Origin of the sequence: Salsipaludibacter albus, assembly GCF_019798055.1 — a bacterium.
In the GTDB taxonomy this organism is placed as follows: domain Bacteria; phylum Actinomycetota; class Nitriliruptoria; order Nitriliruptorales; family Nitriliruptoraceae; genus Salsipaludibacter; species Salsipaludibacter albus.
The window spans coordinates 55,595-73,355 of the sequence record NZ_JAHOPH010000018.1; the positions used below are offsets into that span (position 1 = coordinate 55,595).

Annotated in this window: 16 protein-coding genes; 4 read left to right on the forward strand and 12 right to left on the reverse strand. The window is 73.8% G+C overall.

Annotated elements, in window-relative coordinates; all coding sequences use genetic code 11:
• Nucleotides 1–13: 13 nt before the first annotated feature.
• The 8 genes from mraY to KR546_RS12150 form a co-directional block, all read right to left on the reverse strand.
• The gene (gene mraY / locus KR546_RS12115; protein ID WP_238444969.1) at nt 14–1,057 is read right to left on the reverse strand and encodes a phospho-N-acetylmuramoyl-pentapeptide-transferase; all 1,044 of its coding nucleotides are present in this window, start codon (nt 1,055–1,057) and stop codon (nt 14–16) included.
• Nucleotides 1,054–2,466: a UDP-N-acetylmuramoyl-tripeptide--D-alanyl-D-alanine ligase gene (locus KR546_RS12120; protein ID WP_238444970.1), complete on the reverse strand. Its 1,413-nt coding sequence runs from the start codon at nt 2,464–2,466 to the stop codon at nt 1,054–1,056. The genes mraY and KR546_RS12120 overlap by 4 nt, the downstream gene beginning before the upstream one ends.
• The gene (locus KR546_RS12125) at nt 2,463–3,947 is read right to left on the reverse strand and encodes a UDP-N-acetylmuramoyl-L-alanyl-D-glutamate--2,6-diaminopimelate ligase (RefSeq protein ID WP_238444971.1); all 1,485 of its coding nucleotides are present in this window, start codon (nt 3,945–3,947) and stop codon (nt 2,463–2,465) included. Before KR546_RS12125 ends, KR546_RS12120 begins: the two co-directional genes overlap by 4 nt.
• On the reverse strand, nt 3,944–6,085 hold the full coding sequence (locus KR546_RS12130; protein WP_238444972.1) for a peptidoglycan D,D-transpeptidase FtsI family protein: 2,142 nt from the start codon (nt 6,083–6,085) through the stop codon (nt 3,944–3,946). Before KR546_RS12130 ends, KR546_RS12125 begins: the two co-directional genes overlap by 4 nt.
• Nucleotides 6,085–6,501, reverse strand: a complete 417-nt coding sequence (locus KR546_RS12135; RefSeq protein WP_238444973.1) for an FtsB/FtsL family cell division protein — start codon at nt 6,499–6,501, stop codon at nt 6,085–6,087. The genes KR546_RS12130 and KR546_RS12135 overlap by 1 nt, the downstream gene beginning before the upstream one ends.
• Nucleotides 6,498–7,475, reverse strand: coding sequence for a 16S rRNA (cytosine(1402)-N(4))-methyltransferase RsmH (gene rsmH / locus KR546_RS12140; protein ID WP_338019148.1), 978 nt, complete (start codon nt 7,473–7,475; stop codon nt 6,498–6,500). The genes KR546_RS12135 and rsmH overlap by 4 nt, the downstream gene beginning before the upstream one ends.
• A gap of 12 nt (nt 7,476–7,487) precedes the next feature.
• Complete coding sequence (gene mraZ, locus KR546_RS12145; protein ID WP_238444974.1) at nt 7,488–7,934, reverse strand: division/cell wall cluster transcriptional repressor MraZ; 447 nt, start codon at nt 7,932–7,934, stop codon at nt 7,488–7,490.
• Between the two features lie 344 nt (nt 7,935–8,278).
• Nucleotides 8,279–8,896 (reverse strand): TetR/AcrR family transcriptional regulator, encoded by a 618-nt coding sequence (locus tag KR546_RS12150; protein ID WP_238444975.1) that lies wholly within the window; start codon nt 8,894–8,896, stop codon nt 8,279–8,281.
• 190 nt (nt 8,897–9,086) lie between these two features.
• On the opposite strand from KR546_RS12150, the gene KR546_RS12155 reads away from it, so the two are divergent.
• From KR546_RS12155 to KR546_RS12165, 3 genes are read left to right on the forward strand one after another with little or no spacing between them, the layout of a single operon-like run.
• Nucleotides 9,087–10,082, forward strand: coding sequence for an AAA family ATPase (locus KR546_RS12155; protein WP_238444976.1), 996 nt, complete (start codon nt 9,087–9,089; stop codon nt 10,080–10,082).
• 16 nt (nt 10,083–10,098) lie between these two features.
• On the forward strand, nt 10,099–11,283 hold the full coding sequence (locus KR546_RS12160; RefSeq protein WP_238444977.1) for a DUF58 domain-containing protein: 1,185 nt from the start codon (nt 10,099–10,101) through the stop codon (nt 11,281–11,283).
• Nucleotides 11,283–13,526, forward strand: coding sequence for a transglutaminase TgpA family protein (locus tag KR546_RS12165; protein WP_238444978.1), 2,244 nt, complete (start codon nt 11,283–11,285; stop codon nt 13,524–13,526). The genes KR546_RS12160 and KR546_RS12165 overlap by 1 nt, the downstream gene beginning before the upstream one ends.
• A gap of 9 nt (nt 13,527–13,535) precedes the next feature.
• Here KR546_RS12165 and KR546_RS12170 read toward each other — a convergent pair whose 3' ends face one another.
• The 4 genes from KR546_RS12170 to KR546_RS12185 all read right to left on the reverse strand — a co-directional run bounded on the left by KR546_RS12170 (nt 13,536) and on the right by KR546_RS12185 (nt 16,808).
• Complete coding sequence (locus KR546_RS12170) at nt 13,536–13,904, reverse strand: DUF3040 domain-containing protein (protein WP_238444979.1); 369 nt, start codon at nt 13,902–13,904, stop codon at nt 13,536–13,538.
• Between the two features lie 103 nt (nt 13,905–14,007).
• Nucleotides 14,008–14,790: an enoyl-CoA hydratase/isomerase family protein gene (locus KR546_RS12175; protein ID WP_238444980.1), complete on the reverse strand. Its 783-nt coding sequence runs from the start codon at nt 14,788–14,790 to the stop codon at nt 14,008–14,010.
• A 73-nt stretch (nt 14,791–14,863) separates the two neighbouring features.
• Complete coding sequence (locus KR546_RS12180) at nt 14,864–16,087, reverse strand: DNA polymerase IV (RefSeq protein WP_238444981.1); 1,224 nt, start codon at nt 16,085–16,087, stop codon at nt 14,864–14,866.
• 55 nt (nt 16,088–16,142) lie between these two features.
• The gene (locus tag KR546_RS12185; RefSeq protein WP_238444982.1) at nt 16,143–16,808 is read right to left on the reverse strand and encodes an HAD family hydrolase; all 666 of its coding nucleotides are present in this window, start codon (nt 16,806–16,808) and stop codon (nt 16,143–16,145) included.
• 329 nt (nt 16,809–17,137) lie between these two features.
• Between KR546_RS12185 and KR546_RS12190 the strand changes: the two genes are divergently transcribed.
• The coding region (locus tag KR546_RS12190; protein WP_238444983.1) for an RNA polymerase sigma factor at nt 17,138–17,761 on the forward strand (624 nt) is incomplete at its 3' end.

The window sequence follows — 17,761 nt, forward strand, 5'->3', positions numbered from 1 at the left end:
GTCGAGGCGGCCGTCACTGGCTGATCCCGATCCGGCTGAACCACTCGGCGTAGAACATGCCGAGTGCCGTCGTGATGCCCAGGCCGGAGATGATCCAGAACCGGACCACCACGGTGGTCTCGGCCCAGCCCAGGAGCTCGAAGTGGTGGTGGATGGGCGCCATGCGCAGGATCCGCCGTCCGAAGACCCGGTAGGCCACCACCTGGGCCACGACCGACGCGGTCTCCAGCACGTACAGGCCACCGAGCACGACCAGCAACAACTGGGTGCCGGTCACGATCGCCATGGCGGAGAACAGGCCCCCCAGTGCCAGCGACCCGGTGTCGCCCATGAAGATCTTGGCGGGCGGGGCGTTGAACCACAGGAACCCGGCACAGGCCGCCAGCCCGGCCGCCGAGATGACGGCGACGTCGAGGGCGGCCCCGGGCTCGATGAACGTGTACGACGCCCCGTTGCGGAACATCCAGAAGCCGATGAGGGTGAAGCCGCCGAAGGTCAGCGTGGCCGACCCTGCCGCCAGGCCGTCGAGGCCGTCGGTGAGGTTCACGGCGTTGGAGAAGCCCGAGATCATCAGGAACACCCAGATCCCGAACACCCACACGGGCACGTCGAAGGACACCGAGCCCACCAGCGAGATCGACTGCGGCACGCCCGCCCACGACGGACCCAACAGCGTCACCGCGAGCGCGATGAGCGCCTGCCCGAGGAACTTCGCGGTCTTGGACAGGCCCAGGCTGCGTCGCAGGCGGACCTTGATGAAGTCGTCGGTGAACCCGACGGCGGCCATGCCCACGAAGACCAGCAGCATCAGCACACCGGCGCGACTGACCTCCGCCTCGGTGAGATGGGCCACGAGGAAGGCGATGACGGCGGCCGAGACGAAGGCCGTCCCACCCATCGTCGGGGTGCCCTCCTTGGCCTCGTGCGGCGGGTTGAAGTCCTCGTCCACCCGCACCGACTGGCCGAAGCCCTTCCGGCGGAAGTAGCGGATGACCATCGGCGTGCCGAACAGGGACAGCAGCATGGCGATGGCGCCGGCGATCAGCACCGCGATCATCGTGGGGCCTCCCCGCTCGGCGGGTCGTCGGGGTGCGGTGGTCCGGCCACGAGGTCGACCAGGCGTTCCAGTCCGGCCACGCGTGAGCCCTTGACGAGCACCGCGTCACCGTGGGGCACGGCGCCCAGCGCCGCCACCGCAGCCTCGGCGTCGTCGACCACGGACACGGCGAGGTCGGGGCGGGCCGCTCGGGCACCGGCCGCCAGGCCGGCGGCGGCGGCACCCACGACGACCAGGGCGTCGACCACCTCGGCGGCGGCCGCTCCCACCCTGCGGTGGTCGGCCTCGTGGGTCGGGCCGATCTCCGCCATCACGCCCAGCACGGCGTGGCGCCGACCCGTCACCTGGAGGTCGGCGAGCGCACCCAGCGCCGCCAGCACGGACGTGGGGTTGGCGTTGTAGGAGTCGTCCACCAGGATGCCACCGTCCGCCGTCGCCAGCACGCGGCCCCGGCCACCGGACACGGTCGCACGTGACAGCGCCGCCGCACCGGCGACCGGGTCGACCCCGACGGCGTCGGCCGCGGCCAGGGCCAGCAGGGCGTTGAGGACGTGGTGGCGACCGGTGATCGGCAGTGCGACGGGGGCGGACCGTCCGCCCGGCAGCACGGCCGTGAACGACGCGCGGGAGGCGCCGTCGAGCCGGACGTCGCGGGCGTGGACGTCGGCCGCGGCGTCGTCGACCGAGACCCGCACGACCCGACCGGGCGCATCGTGCGCCATCGCCGCGACGCGGTGGTCGTCGACGTTGAGGACGGCCACGCCGTCGGGCCCCAGTGAGGCGACCAGCTCGGCCTTGGCCACGGCCACCTCGTCCAGGCTGCCGAACAGCTCGAGGTGGGCACCGGCCACGATCGTGACCACCGCCACGTCCGGCCGCAGCCACGTCGCCAGCTCGGCGATGTGGCCACGACCCCGTGCCCCGAGCTCGGCGACCAGCACCGCGGTGTCGGCGTCCGTGCGACAGACGGTGAGGGGCACCCCCACCTCGTTGTTGTACGAGCCCCGGGCGGCGACCGTGGGCACGGTGGCGCCGGCGACCGTCGCCAGCAGGTCCTTGGTGGTGGTCTTGCCCACCGAGCCGGTGATGCCCACGACGGTCGCCACCGCACGACCACGGACGGCCCGGGCGATGGCCACCAGCGCGGCCTGCACGTCGTCGACCACCAGGGTGGGCACGTCGAGCGGGCGGGTCGCCACCGTGGCGACCGCGCCGGCCTCGACCGCCGCCGGCGCGAAGTCGGCGCCGTCCAACTGCTCGCCACGCCGAGCCAGGTAGAGGGCACCAGGCCCGGCCTCCCGGGAATCGGTGACGACGGCGGTCACGGCCACGGTGTCGTGGTCGTCGGGCCACGACGCCCGCCGCGCCCCCAGGAGGGTCGCCACCTCGGCGAGCGTGAACGCGATCACGCCCGACCCTGCTGACGGCGGAACCGACGGGCGAGCACCTCGCGGTCGTCGAACGGACGCACGACCCCGGCGATCTCCTGGCCGGTCTCGTGGCCCTTGCCCGCCACGACGACGACGTCGCCCGGCTCGGCCACGGCCAGGGCGCGGTCGATGGCTGCCTCCCGGTCGGCCAGGGCCTCGACGTGGGCTCGGGTCGGGGCCCCGGTCGCGCCGGCCAGCAACTCCTCCAGGATGTCCTGCGGGGACTCGCTGCGTGGGTTGTCGGAGGTGAACACGACGACGTCGGCGGCGACGGCGGCCGCCCCCATGGGGCCGCGCTTGGCACGGTCACGGTCCCCGCCGGCCCCGACCACCAGGATGATCCGACCGGGCGTGATCGGCCGGAGCGTGTCGAGCAGGGCGGTGATGGCATCGGGACTGTGGGCGTAGTCGACCAGCGCGGTGACGTCGTCCTCCACGACCACCTCGAAGCGTCCCGGGATGTCGTCGGCGTGGGCGATGCCCGCGGCGGCGTCGGTGGCATCGATCCCGGTCATCACGGCCGACAGCCAGGCCTGGGCGGCGTTGCGGAGGTTGAAGCGTCCTGCCAGGCGGGTGGTCAGCTCGACCTCGGTGTGGCCCCCCAGCAGGTCGGCCGGACCGGTGAGGCGACCACGGGTGCGATGCAGGGTCGCCTCCTCGACCTCGAGCCGGACGTCGGCATCGGGTCCCTCGCCGATCGTGACGACCTCGATCGAGGCCTGGTCGGCGAGGCGCCGACCCCAGTCGTCGAACACCCCCACCAGGCCACGGTCGCTCAGTCCGGGCGTGAACAGGCGGGCCTTGGCGGCGAAGTACTCCTCCAGGTCGCCGTGGAAGTCGAGGTGGTCCTGGCTGAGGTTGGTGAAGACGGCGACGACGAACCGCGTCCCGTCGACCCGGTGCAGGGCGAGCCCGTGGCTCGACACCTCCATCGCCACGGTGCGCACCCCTCGGTCGCGCATCCGGGCGAACAGACGTTGGAGGTCGGGGCCCTCCGGGGTGGTCCGGACCGCGGGCTGGTCGCGACCGTGGATGCGCGTGGCCACCGTCCCGATCAGCCCCGCACCACGCCCGGCCGCCGCGGCCGCCGCCTCGACCAGGTAGCTGGTGGTTGTCTTGCCGTTGGTCCCGGTGATGGCCACCACGTCCAGGGCGGTCGACGGGCGTCCGTGGACCAGGGCGGCGGCCGGGCCCGCCGCGAGCCGGGTGTCCGGGACGACCACCTGTGGCAGGGCGACGTCGACCCGCTCCTCCACCAGCGCGGCCACCGCGCCGGAGTCCGCCGCGGCGGCGACGTGCGCGTGGCCGTCGGTGGCCGCTCCTCGCAGGGCCACGAACATCGCGCCGGGACCCGACTCGCGCGAGTCGTGGGTGACGTCGACCACCTCGACCCGTCCGGCGTCGTCGGGCTCCAGGCGTGCCCCGGGCAGCACGTCGTGGAGCTGGGCGAGCGTGGTCATGGCGTCGGTGCCGGGTCGGTATCGGCACCGGAGTCGGGCTCGGTGTCGGTCTCGGAACGCGCACGTGCGGCCGCACTGGCGTCCCTGGCCCGGGCGGCACGGGCCGCCGCTTCCGACTGCGCGGCGTCGGCACGTCCGGCGGCCTCCTCCAGCGCGGTCTCGACGTCCTCCTGGGGCACGTCGGGCACGACGTCCCGGGCGGCCAGTGCGTGGCCCATGATCTGCGAGAAGGCAGGGGCTGCCGCGACCCCACCCGCCACGGTCGCCGGCTCGTCGACCATGACCGCCACGACCAGTTCGGGGTCGTCGATGGGCGCCATCCCCGCGAAGACGGCCGTGTGCTGGTTGGTGTAGCCGCGGCCGTCCTCGCGGGGCTTGAGCGCGGTCCCGGTCTTTCCCCCGACCTCGTAGCCCTCGACCGCCGCGCGCGCACCGGTGCCGTTGTCGCCCTCGACCACGCGTTGCAGCTGCTGCCGGACGGCGGCCGCCGTCTCCGGGGACACCACGACCGACGTGTCCGGGGCCGTGGCCTCCTCCAGCGTGCCGGACGCGTCGACCGTGCCCTCCAGCAGGGACGGTGCCACCCGCACCCCGTCGTTGGCCAGCACCTGGTAGGCGCCCGCCAACTGGACCAGGCTCACGGCCACGCCGTGGCCGATGGCGATGGTGGGCAGCGAGGTCCCGGACCACTGCGTGTGCTCGGGCAGCAGTCCCGCGGACTCGCCCGGGAAACCCAGCCCGGTCGGCTCGGCGTAGCCGAAGCGTCGCAGCCACTCGTCGAGCCGCTCCTCGCCCAGCCGATCGGCGATCAACATGGTGCCGACGTTGGACGACCGCTCGAGGATCTCGCCCACGTCCATGGACTTGGCCCCCAGGCCGTGCGAGTCCCAGGTCTTGCCCGCGACGGTCCACGTGTTGGGCACGTCCAGCACGGTCGTCTCGTCGACCAGCCCCTCCTCCCACGCGGCCGCGACGGTGATGGCCTTCTGGACCGATCCGGGCTCGAAGGCGTCGGTGAACACCCGGGCCCGGCGATCGTCGCGGTCCGTGCCGTTGCGGTGCACCGGGTCGAAGGTCGGGGCCGACGCCGCCGCCAGGATCTCGCCCGTCTCGGCGTCCATCACCAGGACGCCCGCGCCCTTGGCCCGGTTCTCCTCGATGGCCTGCTGGGCCACGCGTTCGGCCTCCGCCTGGATGTCCCGGTCGATGGTCAGGACCAGGTCGGTGCCGGGGACGGAGGGTTCCAGCGACCGGTCGGCCGACGCGATGTCCATGCCCCCCGACGCCGCGCGCTCGACCCGCAACTGGCCGGGGATGCCCGCCAGCTGTTCGTCGGCCAACGCCTCCAGGCCCTCCAGGCCGTGTCCGTCGATGTCGGTGATGCCCATGAGCGGGCTGCCCAGCGTGCCGTTGGGATACCGGCGGGCCGGCTCCACGAGCCGGTGGACCCCGGGCAGTTCCAGGGCGAGGATCTCCTCCCCGACGCCCCAGTCCACCTGGCGGGCGAGGTAGGTGAACTGTCCGTCCCCGGAGAGGCGGTCCACGATCTCGTCGGCCGACAGCTCGACCAGTGGCGCCAGCTCGATGGCGGCCTGGCGACGTGACAGCTCGCCGGCCTCGGGATCGATCTCGCCGTCGGCTGCGAAGCGCTCGTAGGCGGACGGGTCGACGTAGATCGCGGCCGCGTCCACGGTCGTGGCGAGCACGGCCCCGTTGCGGTCGACGATCTTGCCACGCTGCGCCGGCAGGTCGATGACCCGCACGCTCTGGGAGTCGCCCTGCTGGGCGTACACGTCGGCGTCCAGCGCCTGGACCTGCACCAACCGACCGGCGAGGATCCCCATGCCCACCAGGTACACCGCCAGCATCAGGGCGGCACGCCGACGGACGGTCCCGCTGGGCACGCGCAGCCACGCCGGGCGACCACTCAGCCTGTTGGGCAGCACCCGTGCGGCTAGGCCGGCCAGCAACGACCCGAGCCAGCGCAGGCCCCGGACACCGGCCGCCGCGACGCCCGCGACGACGACGGCCCACCGTGACGGCTCGCCACGGCCGGCGACCCGCCGCGCGCGTGCGTCACCGCGCCGTCCGACCGGGCGGTCGGTGGCGACGGGATGCGGAGCGCGGCGGCCGGTCATCAGCGATCGGCCGACAGGATGGGCTTCATCGGGTCGTCCGTCGTGGCCTCGACCCGGTCACCCGGCAGTGGCTGCTCGGGGACGACGAAGCGTTGGGGGGTCGGCTCCATGCCCATCTGCTCGGCCAGGGCACGGACCCGCGCAGGGTCCTCCAGCGCGGCGACCTCGGCGGTCAGCTGGGTCCACTCGCGCTCGGCGGTGACCACCTCGGACTCCACGCGGGCCAGCTCGACGGCGTCCTCGGCCGCCAGGGCGTTGAGCGACACCGCGCCGAGGACGGCCCCGAGCCCGATCGCCACGTACAGCGCGATGAACACCAGCGGGTGCCGGCGGGGCACGTCGTCGATCGGTCGGAGGTGGCGTCGCTCTCGACGCGCGCCACTTCGGAGGGCGGGTTGGGTGGTTGCTGCACTCACGGCAGTCCTCCTGCACGGCGGGGGCTGGGGGTGTCGAGCCGGCGGACGGCGCGCAGCCGCACCGCGGACGAGCGGGGGTTGTCGGCCAGTTCGGCCGGGGACGGGCGGCCCGCACGCCGCACGAGCGGCTCCACGGTCGGGACGGTGTCACAGGCACACACGGGGAGGTCGGGCGGGCACACACAGTCGGTCGCGGCGGCCGCGAACGCCTGCTTGACGATCCGGTCCTCCAGCGAGTGGTAGGCCAGCACGACCAGCACGCCGCCGGGCACCAGCGCGTCGACCGCCTGGTCCAGGACCGCCCGCAGGGCGTCCAGCTCGCCGTTGACCGCGATGCGCAGGGCCTGGAAGGTCCGTCGCGCCGGATGGCCACGGTCCCGGGCGGCCGCGCCGGGCGGCATCGCGTCGGCGACCACCTCGGCCAGTCGTGACGTAGACGTGATCGGCCGGGCGTCCAGGATCGCACGGGCGACCCGTCGGGCGTGACGCTCCTCGCCCCAGCGCCGCAGCACGTCGGTCAGCTCGTCGAGGTCGAGGCGGTCCAGCAGCTCGGCGGCGGTCTCGGGCGCATCGGGCCCCATCCGCATGTCCAGGGGACCGTCCTGGCGATAGGAGAAGCCACGCTCGGGACGGTCCAGGTGCATGGAGGACACGCCGAGGTCGAGGAGGATCCCGGCGACGTCGTCGAGTCCTCGCGTGGCCACCTCGTCGCCGAGCGCGTCGAAGCGGACCTGGGCGAGCTGCAACTGAAGGCCGGGCAGGTCACCGAGCCGTCCCCGGGCCAGGTCCAGGGCCTCGGGGTCGCGGTCGATGCCCAGGAGTCGGGCCGAGCCGTACCGCTCGATGCGGGCCCGGGCGACTGCCTCGGCGTGGCCACCGGCACCGAGCGTGGCGTCCACGACCGTGCCGTCCGGCGCAGGGGCCAGCAGCGCGACGACCTCGTCGCGCATCACCGGCACGTGTGCGTCGGTCACCACGGTTCCCATCTAGATGCCGAGGTCGTCGTCGCCACCGGCCGCGAGCTCGGCCTCGGCGGCGTGGATGTAGGCCTCCCAGTTGGCCCGGTCCCAGATCTCGAGGTGGTCGAAGTTCCCGATGACGGTGAGCTCGCGTTCCAACTCGGCGTACTCGCGCAGGGGTGGCGGGATGCCGATCCGCCCCTGGCTGTCGGGCGTGTCGACGTGGGCGGACATGAAGACCCGCCGACGGATGCGCGCCTTGCGCGACCCCTCGGGCAGCGCCGCGAGCGTCTCGACGGTGCGGTCGTAGCCGGCCATCGTCCAGACCTGCAGGGCGTGCTCGTGGCCACGCGTGATCCGCAGCCCGTCGACGAACTGGTCGCGGTAGCGGGCCGGCAGGATCAGGCGCCCCTTCGTGTCGAGCGTGTGGTTGAACTCGCCGTGGAAGCGGATTGGGGTGGTCGTCTCGGCCATGGCCACACCACCTCCCGCCCTGCTCGCTCGTCGTCCGGCGCACGCCTCGCCCACCGTGATGCCCCACTCTACTCCACTTCACTCCACCGCGTCGAGCAAGTCTTCCCCACCCTGTCGCAATCATCCTGTATTGGCCCGTGGTTCGACGGATCGAGATGTGGAGCGATGTGGAGGGAATCCGCACAACGATGGCCCGGGATGGCGAGGACGACTGCGCGACGGCATCCGGACCGGCGCCCGGGCCGGGTCACGGTGCCCCCGGAGGACCGCGGCGGGCAGGCAGGGGCACGAGGTGGAGCGTGGGGGGAGCACCGTGGAGTGGCCGGGAGTGGCCGGACCTGGGGTCAGCCGCGGCTGCGGTCCCCGGCCATGCGGATCAGGCCGCCGACCCAGATCGTGGCCAGCGTGGTGACCGCGGCCGTCCGCCCCTCGGACCCCGCGACGGCGAGGCGGTCGACGGTGTAGCCCTCGACCATGGCGACCAGGGCACCTGCCGCGACGACCGGATCGTGGGGCGTGTCGACGAGCACGTCGGCGAGGTGGCTGGCGACGGCGTCGGTGTACTGACCCCGGACCGTGCGGAGCTCGTCGCGGAAGTGCTGGTCGTTGCTGGCCGCCTCGATCCACGCCGAGATGACGTCGCCCTCCTCCGCGAGGGCATCGACGAACCGCGTGATGACGTCCTGGACGGTGCGCCAGACGTCGTTGCCCTCCCAGCTCTCGTCCACGACCGTCAGCAGTCGCTCGGACGCCAGGGTGACCAGGGAGTCGAGCACGGCCGACTTGTTGTCGAAGTAGGTGTAGAAGGTGCCGTGGCTGACTCCGGCGATGGCCGTGATGTCCTCGACGCGGGCCCCGGCGTAGCCGATGGTGGCGAACGCCTCGCGCGCGGCCATGCGCAGGCGGGCAGCAGTCCGCTCTCCGCGCGAGGTGCGCGGGCCGTCGCCCGCCTCGTCATCCATGCCGTGGCCTCCCCGAGCACGCCGAGTCGAACGGTAGTCCACGCGTGGCCGACGGGCCCCCGCGCCACCGGCCACCCCTCCCCCGGGGCCTCGCGAGTGCGACGTTGGGCCACCGCACGACGTGGCCGCCCAGCCGGGTCCGCTCCCGAGCGCCAGATATCCTCCGACCAGTCGAACGGGATGCATCCACGTGACCCAGACCACCACGACACCGGGCGGTGCCGACGACGGCGCGCTGCGCGCGGAGGCCGCGAACTTCGCCTCCACGCTGGACGACCTGCGAGCCAACATCGCCTCCGTCCTGATGGGCAAGGACGACGTGATCGAGCTGACCCTGGTCACGCTGTTGGCCGGTGGCCACCTGCTGATCGAGGACGTCCCGGGCGTCGGCAAGACCCTGCTGGCCCGCGCGCTCGGCGCCAGCATCGACGGCGAGGTCCGGCGCCTGCAGTTCACGCCGGACCTGCTGCCCACCGACGTCACGGGCGTCAGCGTCTACAGCCCGGCCGAGGGCACGTTCACGTTCCGCCCCGGACCCGTGTTCGCCAACGTCGTCCTGGCCGACGAGATCAACCGTGCCGGCCCCAAGACGCAGTCGGCGCTGCTGGAGGCCATGGAGGAGCAGACCGTCACCATCGACGGGGTGACGCGCGAGCTGGCCAGCCCGTTCATGGTCATCGCCACGCAGAACCCGATCGAGCTCGACGGGACCTACCCCCTTCCCGAGGCGCAGCGTGACCGCTTCCTGGTCCGCACGGCGCTCGGCTATCCGGCCCGTGACGCCGAGCTCGGGGTGCTGCGCAACCACGCCGCCGGTGACCTGGTGCGGGGCCTGACCCCGGTCACGACCGCTGCGACCGTGGCACGGATGATCCGCGCGGTCACCCGGGTCCGGGTGGCGGAGTCACTCGAGAACTACGTGCTCGACCTCGTGGCCGCGACTCGCGCCCACGACTCCCTCGCGCTGGGCGCCAGCCCGCGTGCCGGGCTCGCCCTGGTCCGTGCCGGCCGAGCCCTGGCCGCCCTGCGTGGACGCGACCACGTCCTGCCCGACGACGTCAAGGAGCTGGCCGAGCCGGTGCTGTCCCACCGCCTCCAGCTCACCGCCCGCGCCCGGGTCGGCGAGGCGACGCCCCAGTCGGTCGTCGCCGACGTCGTGTCGTCCACCGCCACGCCGGTGACGTGACGATGGGTCCGCGCTGATGCTCACCCATCGGGGGGTCGGCCTGCTCGCCGGCGCGGTGTCCTGCCTCGTGGCCGGACGCCTGGTGGGGATCCCGGCGCTCGACGTGGTCGGGATCGCCGCCCTCGGGCTGCTGGCCGTGGCACTGCTGGCGGTGTTCCGGCGCCCGCCGCTGGTGGTCGCCCGCCCCGAGCACCTGCCGGTGGTGGACCACGGTGACCCGATCGACGTGCGGATCACCCTGCGCAACAGCGGCCGCCTGGCGATGGGGTCGCTGCTGCTGACCGACACGACCCCCGGCGACCTCCACACGGGCGCGACCGCGACGCTGCGGGGCCTCGACGCCGGCCGGCAGGTGCCGTTGAGCTACCGCGCGATCGGCCGCCGTCGTGGCCGGCACGAGTTCGGGCCGCTGACGGCGACGCTGACCGACCCGATGACGCTGGCGCGACGACCCGTGGCACTGCCGGGCGCCAGCCGCGTGCTGGTGCTCCCCCGCCGGGTCGCGCTGCCACGGGGTCCCCGCCCGGTGGCTGGACGGGTGCCGGGCGACCAGGGAGCCGGGACCCCGCGCCCGTTCGGCGACGACGTGGGCATGATCCGTGAGTACGTCATCGGCGACGACCTGCGCCGGATCCACTGGCCCGCGACGGCCCACCGCGGCGGGCTCATGGTCCGCCAGCCCGAGTCGCGCCAGCGCCAGCGCGGGGTCGTGCTGCTGGACCGTCGTCCCAGCACCGGCTTCGAGCTGGTGGTCGAGGCGGCGGCCAGCATCGGTGCGGCGTGGGACGGGCTCGGCGCCTCGGTCCAGGTCGTCGACGACCCCCGGGACATGGAGGTCTCGCGCCTGCCCTGGGAGGTGCAGCTCGAGCGCCTCGCCACCGTCGAGCCCGAGGAGGGCTGGGACCTGCAGTCCCTGACCGCACTGCTGGCCGGCGGGGCGGCCGGCTCGGGGACCCTGGTGGTGGTCAGCGGTGACCCGGTGGGCCTGCCGGACACGCTCCAGCGGCTCGGCCGGCACTTCGACACCCGCATCGTCGTCATGGTCGAGTCGGGCTCGACGGCGGTCACGCGCAACACCGCCGCGGCGACCGCCGCCGCACTGCGCTGGCGGGTGGTGCGGATCGAACGGCTGGAGGACCTCCCGGCGGCCTGGGAGGACGCCGGTCGCCCGCACCGACTCGCCACCACGGCGGGTGCGTGATGGGTGACGAGTTCGGACGCCGGGTCACCAGCGCGTTGCGGGCGGGGGCGCTGGCCGTCGTGCTGGTCGCCGGCGCGACGGTCGGCTTCCACGACCTGTTCATCGACACCGCCTGGATGGCACCCGTCGCGGTGGCCGCCCTCGGCGGGATCGGCCTGACGGTCCTGTGGCGCCTGCTCGACCTGCCCACCTGGCTCGGACTGGTCCTGACGCTGGGGCTGGGCGGCCTGTGGCTGCTGGCGTGGTACCCACTCGCGGCCGGGCTGGCCTGGCGGCAACGCCCCGGTGCCGTCTGGGACGGGCTGCGCCTGGCCCGCATGGAGGTCGCCCAGCAGGTCGCCCCGACACCGCTGCTCACCGGGATGACGCTCCTGCTGGTGATCGGCACCTTCCTGGTGTCCGTCGCGGTGACCGAGCTGCTGGCCCGCAACCTCGCCCTGAGCGCCATCATGGCCGGCGTCGTCCTGTGGATCGCGCCGCTGACCATCGCCCTGCCCGAGCGAAGCCTGGTGGTGACCACGCTGGCGTTCGCGCTGCCGGCGGTCGCCGTCCTCGCGCTGGTCGACGACCCGTCACTCCAGCGTGCCGGACAACCGTGGAAGCGGCGGCTGGGCGGACTGGCGGTGGCGGTCGCGGTCGCCGTCCTGGCCGTGCCCGTCGCCGTGCGCACCCCGGGCCACGGCGCCCCACCCGTGTTCGACCTGCAGGGCCTGGGCACCACGATCCAGGGCTACCAGCCCATCGTCGACGTGGGTGACCAGCTGCAGCTGCCCACCCCGCGCGTCGTCATGGAGGTCGAGACGTCCGAGCCCGCGTACCTGCGGACCGCGGCCCTGGAGGTGTTCGACGGGCGACGCTGGCGGGTCGGCAACAGCCTGGAGCAGACCACCATCCCGGACTCCGCCTACGAGGACCCCACCAACGGGATCGGGCGGTCCGACGAGCCCGCCACCGCCGAGTACGGCGTCGAGGTCGTCAACCTCCCCAACGTCTACCTGCCGGTGCCCAACGCACCCGTGGCGGTGCGCCCGGTGGCGGGACCGGCGGCCCTGACCTACTCGCGCGTCGGCGAGTTCGTCGCGACCGACTCGATGACCGCCCTGTCCGAGGCCGTCACCGAGGGGCCGGACTACGTCGTCGCGGCCCGGATCCCCAGCCCGACCTACGACGACGTGGCCGACGTGTCGGTCACGACCGAGCCGGCCGACCTCAACGTCCAGCTGCCGGTCGACGAGTTCGAGCTGGCCGGCCTCGCCGCGCAGGTCGTGGACGACGCCGGCGCGAGCTCCACGATCGACCAGGTGCTGGCGGTCCAGGACCACTTCGCGGGACCGGACTCGGCGTTCACCTACTCCACCGACGTCCCCGAGCTGTCGGGTGAGAACGCCTTGCGGGACTTCGTGCTGTCGACCCAGACCGGCTACTGCGAGTACTTCGCGACCGCCATGGCGGTCATGCTCCGGTCACTCGACGTGCCGACCCGGGTCGCCACCGGCTACCTGCCCGGCGAGGAGCTGGTGGCCCCCGAGGGTGACCAGCCCGGGCGCTACGAGGTGTCGACCACCGACGCCCATGCGTGGGTCGAGGTGTTCTTCCCGGACCAGGGCTGGCTGACCTTCGACCCCACCCCACGCTCCGACACCGCGGGCCTGCGCCCGGACTCGTCGGACCTGAGTCCGTTCGCCCCGCTGCGCGGCGACGGTGACACGCTCGACGACCCGCAGGGGTTCACGGGCGAGAACCCCCTGAACGCGGCGCCGCCCTCGGAGAGCATCCAGGACGGCACCACCGGGGGTCTGCCGGCGGCCGTCGGGGTCGGACGGACCGGGGCACGGATCCTGCCCTGGGTCCTGGTGGGCATCGTGCTGCTGGCCCTGGCCGCCCTCTGGGGGGGCTGGTGGTGGGCGCGGCGGGTGCCCGACGCCGACGACCCGGTCGAGTCCGGCCTGCTGGCGCTGTCGCACCTGCTCGTCTCGGCCGCGGCCCTGGGCCGGGGGCGTCGTCCGGACGAGACCCTCCACGAGGTGACCCGGCGATGGGTCGACGACGACGGGGTCGCGGCGGCCGACGCCGAGGCGATCGCCGGGCTGGGGAGCCGTGCGGCCTTCGGCTCGCCGATCTCGACGACCGATGCCAGCCGGCTCCGCGAAGCCTGCGACCGGGTCGGCGCGCAGTTGCGCGAACGGGCGTCGGTGACCGACCGGGTGCTGGCGACGCCCCGTCGGGTGCGCGCGAAGCCCTGACCCGGTGCGTCAGCGCAGGCCGTTGGACGGGTGACCGTCGTCGTCGGCGGAGGCGTTGTCGCGACCGTCGGCGCCGGCGAGGGCCTGGTCACGACGCGTTCGCAGCGTGGAGACCAGGACGGTCACCGACACGAGCAGCAAGGCGAACCCGGCGACGCCGAACCACACCGAGAACGTCAGGCCCAGCAGGCTCAGGACGCCGAGGACGACCCCGGCCACGGACGCCCGCAGGCGCCATGCCAGGTCCCGCGTGCCCTCGGTGGCACGGTCGACGCGTTGCCCGGCCCGCTGCGTGCGTGCGACGAACCGCGGGTCCTCGGCGACGAGACGGCGTTCCATCTCGGCGAGGACGCGTTCTTCGTGCTCGGACAGCGGCATGGAGCGAACTCCTCTTCGTGCCGCTCATCCTACCGACGAGGGCCCGTTCCCGTCTCGCCCGATCGGGGCGGATCCTGCCCCCGTGACCCCGCCGGACGGGCGGTCAGCGCCCGACGAAGCGCGGGGGGCGGCCCTCCCGCGCGGCGGCCACGGCCTCGGCCACGTCGGGACCCGCCATGCACGCGATCTGGGCCTCGGCCTCGGCCGCCAGTGCGGCGTCGCGGGACCGGCCCAGGTTGTCGCGCAGGAGGGCGGGGACGCGTCGGGTGGCTCCCGGGGCACGGGCCAGGTCGACGGCCAGCGTCCGGGCCCCGTCGAGGTCGGCCACCCGGCCCTGGGCGAAGCCGCTCGCGACGGCCTCCTCCGCCCCGACCTCACGGCCGGTCATGACCCAGTCGTGCGCCCGCCCGAGCCCCACCAGTCGGGGGAGGCGGTACGTGCCGCCCAGGTCGGGCACGAGGCCCCAGCGACGCTCCGCGATCGCGATCCGCACGTCGGCGGTGACCACCCGCAGGTGGCATGCGGCAGCCAGTTGCGCGCCGGCGCCCAGGCAGGGCCCGGACAGGGCCGCCACGGTGGGCTTCTCGAGGTCCTCGAACCGGTCGAACACCGCCTGCAGCCGGTGCACGAAGGCGGCGTCCACCCCGTCGGGACCGCCCGCCGCGAACAGGCCGACGTCGAGACCCGACGAGAACGCCCCGTCCGCACCCGACACCAGCACGGCGCCCACGTCGGGGTCGGCCGCCGCGCGGTCCGCTGCCTCGGCCAGCCCCGAGAAGACATCCCAGTCCATCGCGTTGCGGGTGGCCGGCCGATCGATGACGACCTCGGCGACGCCGTCGCGCAGGTCGAAGGTGACGACGTCGCCGGTGGGGGTGGTGGACATCGGGCTGCCTCCGCTCGGGGTCGTGCGGGGCGAGGCTACGGCCGTCGGCGCCGCCGCGGACGGCGTGCGGCGGTCAGCCGTCGTCGGGGGCCAACCGCCGGTCGTCACCGGTCTCGGACAACTCCGGCAGGTCGTCGTCCAGCAGGGAGGCGAACGTGACGTCGAGTCCGCCGAACCGGGCCCGGACCGCGTCGGTGACCGCGTCGACCGACTTCCATCGCTCGTCGGCGTCGAGCTCGAGCTGGCGGGACGCGTCCCCGGTCGCGAGGTTGCTGACCCCCACGCCCAGCAACCGCACCCGAACCCGCTCCAGCCGCAGCGCGTCCAGCAGGGCGGTCGCCTCCGTGGCGATCACCCGGGTCGCGTCGGTCGGGACATCCAGGGTGGTCGAGCGCGTGATGGTCTTGAAGGTCGCGAAGCGGAGCTTCAACGACACCGTGCGACCGGACAGCTCCGCGGCCCGCAGGCGCGACCCCACCTTGGCGGCCAGTCGCAGGAGCACGCGGTGCAGCTCGGCGGGGTCGTCCACGTCGTGTTCGAACGTGGTCTCGTTGGAGACGGACTTGGCCGGCTCGTGCGGGACCACGCGGCGGGGATCCCGGCCGTGGGCCAGGTCGTGCAGGCCCCGGCCCCGGTCGGTGCCGAGCAGGCGCACGAGCAGGCCGACGTCGCAGCCGGCCACGTCACCGATCGTGCGCAGTCCGTAGTCGTGGAGCCGCTCGACGGTCTTGGGCCCGGCACCCCACAGCCGGGACACCGGCAGTGGCCGCAGGAAGCCCGGCGCCTCCTCGGCCGTCACGTGGAGCAGCCCGTCGGGCTTGGCCATGTCCGAGCACAGCTTGGCCAGTGACTTGGTCGGCGCCACCCCGACCGACACCGCCAGGCCGACCTGGTCGTGCACCTGCGTCCGGATGGCCGCGGCGATCCGGTCGGGCGGGCCGAACAGCCGCACGGCCCCCGCGACGTCCAGGAACGCCTCGTCCAGCGACAACGGCTCGACCAGTGGGGTGAACGACCGCAGGATCGTCATGACGTCGCGGGACACGTCCCGGTAGACGTCGAAGCGAGGCGTGACCACCACCAGGTCCGGGCACAGCCGCCGGGCCTGCACCATGGGCATCGCCGACCTGATCCCGAAGTGCCGCGCCTCGTAGGACGCCGCGGCCACGACACCCCGACCCGACGCCCCGCCGACCACGACCGGACGATCGCGCAGGTCCGGGTCGTCACGTTGCTCGACCGAGGCGTAGAACGCGTCCATGTCGGCGTGCAGGATCGGCTCCGCCACGTGCTGCACGCTGCCTCCCGTCCTGTCCGGCGCCACACGAACGCCTGTTCGGCAGGGTAGGCCGTCAGCGCACGGGCGACGTCGCGCCGGTGTCCACCAGGTCGATGGCCTCGAGCAGCGACCCGGCCACCGGCACGCCCACGGCCCGCAGGTCCTCGACGGGGTGGCTGCCACCGTCGTAGAGGACCGCGTGAGCGCCCACGGCAGCGGCGGCCGCCGCGTCGTCGAGGGCGTCGCCGATCAGCACGACGCGGTCGGTCCGCTCGACGCCCAGGGCCGCGAGGTGGTCCCGCAGGACGTGCTCCTTGTGACCGCCGCCCACCCCACGAACGCCGTCGACGCGGTCGAAGTGGTGGTCCAGGTCGTGCCGGGCCACCATCGTCACCAGGTGGTCGTGCGGGGCCATCGACAGCAACGACTGGCTCCGGCCTGCCTCGGCGACGCGGCCCAGGGCAACGCGTGCCTGGCCGTGCAGCCGCACCCGGCCCACCTCCACGGCGTAGGCCTCGTGGAAGCCACGGTCGATGCGGTCCCACCGCTGGTCGTCGATCGGCTCGTCGAGCAGCAGTTCGTAGAAGCGGCGGACCGGACGCCGGTACAGGCTTCGGTAGGTCGCCAGGTCGGTGGGCGCGCGACCCAGCTCCCGCAGCAACCTGTTGAGCGCGTCGAGGACGGCGTGGCCGTCGTCGAGCAGCGTCCCGTTCCAGTCCCAGATGACGTGATCGACCATGGCCCGCCACCCTATCCGCGGTCACGATCCCGCCTTGCGTGCGGACACCGCGCGACAGGGGCCCGGCATGAAAGACCTGCACCCCTCGTGCGTTCTCCCCACGACGGGAGTCATGACTCGTTGTCCCACCGGGCGCCCCAACCATCGACCCGGCTGGCCGCGAGTCCACTCCCGGGACGTCGTACCACCACGGCGTTGGCGGGGGGGACACCGCCCTGTGGTGGAGACGCTCCCACATCGTGCCCATCGACCTCGTGTCGATGGGCACGATGCATTTCGGTCGCTCGCCGGGCATCCTCGCCTTCGGAGGACCGAGGAGGCAGCCGCAGGTGGACCTCGACCGCGCACGCCACTCCGGGTCGAACGACTTCGACCTGGTCCTGGCGTCCCGCGACGGGGACGACGACGCCGCGGCCGAACTGGTCCGACGCCACATCGACGCCGTGCACCGGTTCCTGCTCGCCCGGGGTCGTGACCCGGAGGTCGCAGCGGACCTGGTCCAGGAGACCTTCCGGCGCGCCGTCAGCAGCCTCACCTCGATCGAGGACCATCGTGGCGGCTCGCTGCTGCCCTGGCTGATCACCGTCGCCGGCAACCTGGTGCGCGACCACTTCCGTTCGGCCGCCGTGGCGCGACGGGCGGCCGAGCCGCCGTCACCGGACCTCGCCGCAGCCGATCCCGGTCCCGAGCATGCGCTGGAACGCAGTGAGCAGGCCGACGCCGCGGCCGCCCTGCTCGACGCGCTGTCGCCGTCGCATCGCGACGTCCTCCGCATGCGCTTCCTCGAGGGCCTGACCGTCCAGGAGACGGCCGACCGGCTCGACCGCACCTATGCCGCCACCGCGACCCTGCAGAGCCGTGCGCTCGCCGCGGCCCGGGCGATGGCCGGCTCGCTGCCCACCGACGTCTCCGGTCCCGCGCCCCCCGGCCGGGACGCCACCGCTCCCCCGGCC

Bases quoted from the DNA above. Each gene is read 5' to 3' on its own strand.
- mraY (WP_238444969.1), bottom strand. From the start codon at position 1,057: ATGATCGCGGTGCTGATCGCCGGCGCCATCGCCATGCTGCTGTCCCTG.
- KR546_RS12125 (WP_238444971.1), bottom strand. From the start codon at position 3,947: ATGACCACGCTCGCCCAGCTCCACGACGTGCTGCCCGGGGCACGCCTG.
- KR546_RS12130 (WP_238444972.1), bottom strand. From the start codon at position 6,085: ATGACCGGCCGCCGCGCTCCGCATCCCGTCGCCACCGACCGCCCGGTC.
- mraZ (WP_238444974.1), bottom strand. From the start codon at position 7,934: ATGGCCGAGACGACCACCCCAATCCGCTTCCACGGCGAGTTCAACCAC.
- KR546_RS12150 (WP_238444975.1), bottom strand. From the start codon at position 8,896: ATGGATGACGAGGCGGGCGACGGCCCGCGCACCTCGCGCGGAGAGCGG.
- KR546_RS12160 (WP_238444977.1), top strand. From the start codon at position 10,099: ATGCTCACCCATCGGGGGGTCGGCCTGCTCGCCGGCGCGGTGTCCTGC.
- KR546_RS12165 (WP_238444978.1), top strand. From the start codon at position 11,283: ATGGGTGACGAGTTCGGACGCCGGGTCACCAGCGCGTTGCGGGCGGGG.
- KR546_RS12170 (WP_238444979.1), bottom strand. From the start codon at position 13,904: ATGCCGCTGTCCGAGCACGAAGAACGCGTCCTCGCCGAGATGGAACGC.
- KR546_RS12175 (WP_238444980.1), bottom strand. From the start codon at position 14,790: ATGTCCACCACCCCCACCGGCGACGTCGTCACCTTCGACCTGCGCGAC.
- KR546_RS12185 (WP_238444982.1), bottom strand. From the start codon at position 16,808: ATGGTCGATCACGTCATCTGGGACTGGAACGGGACGCTGCTCGACGAC.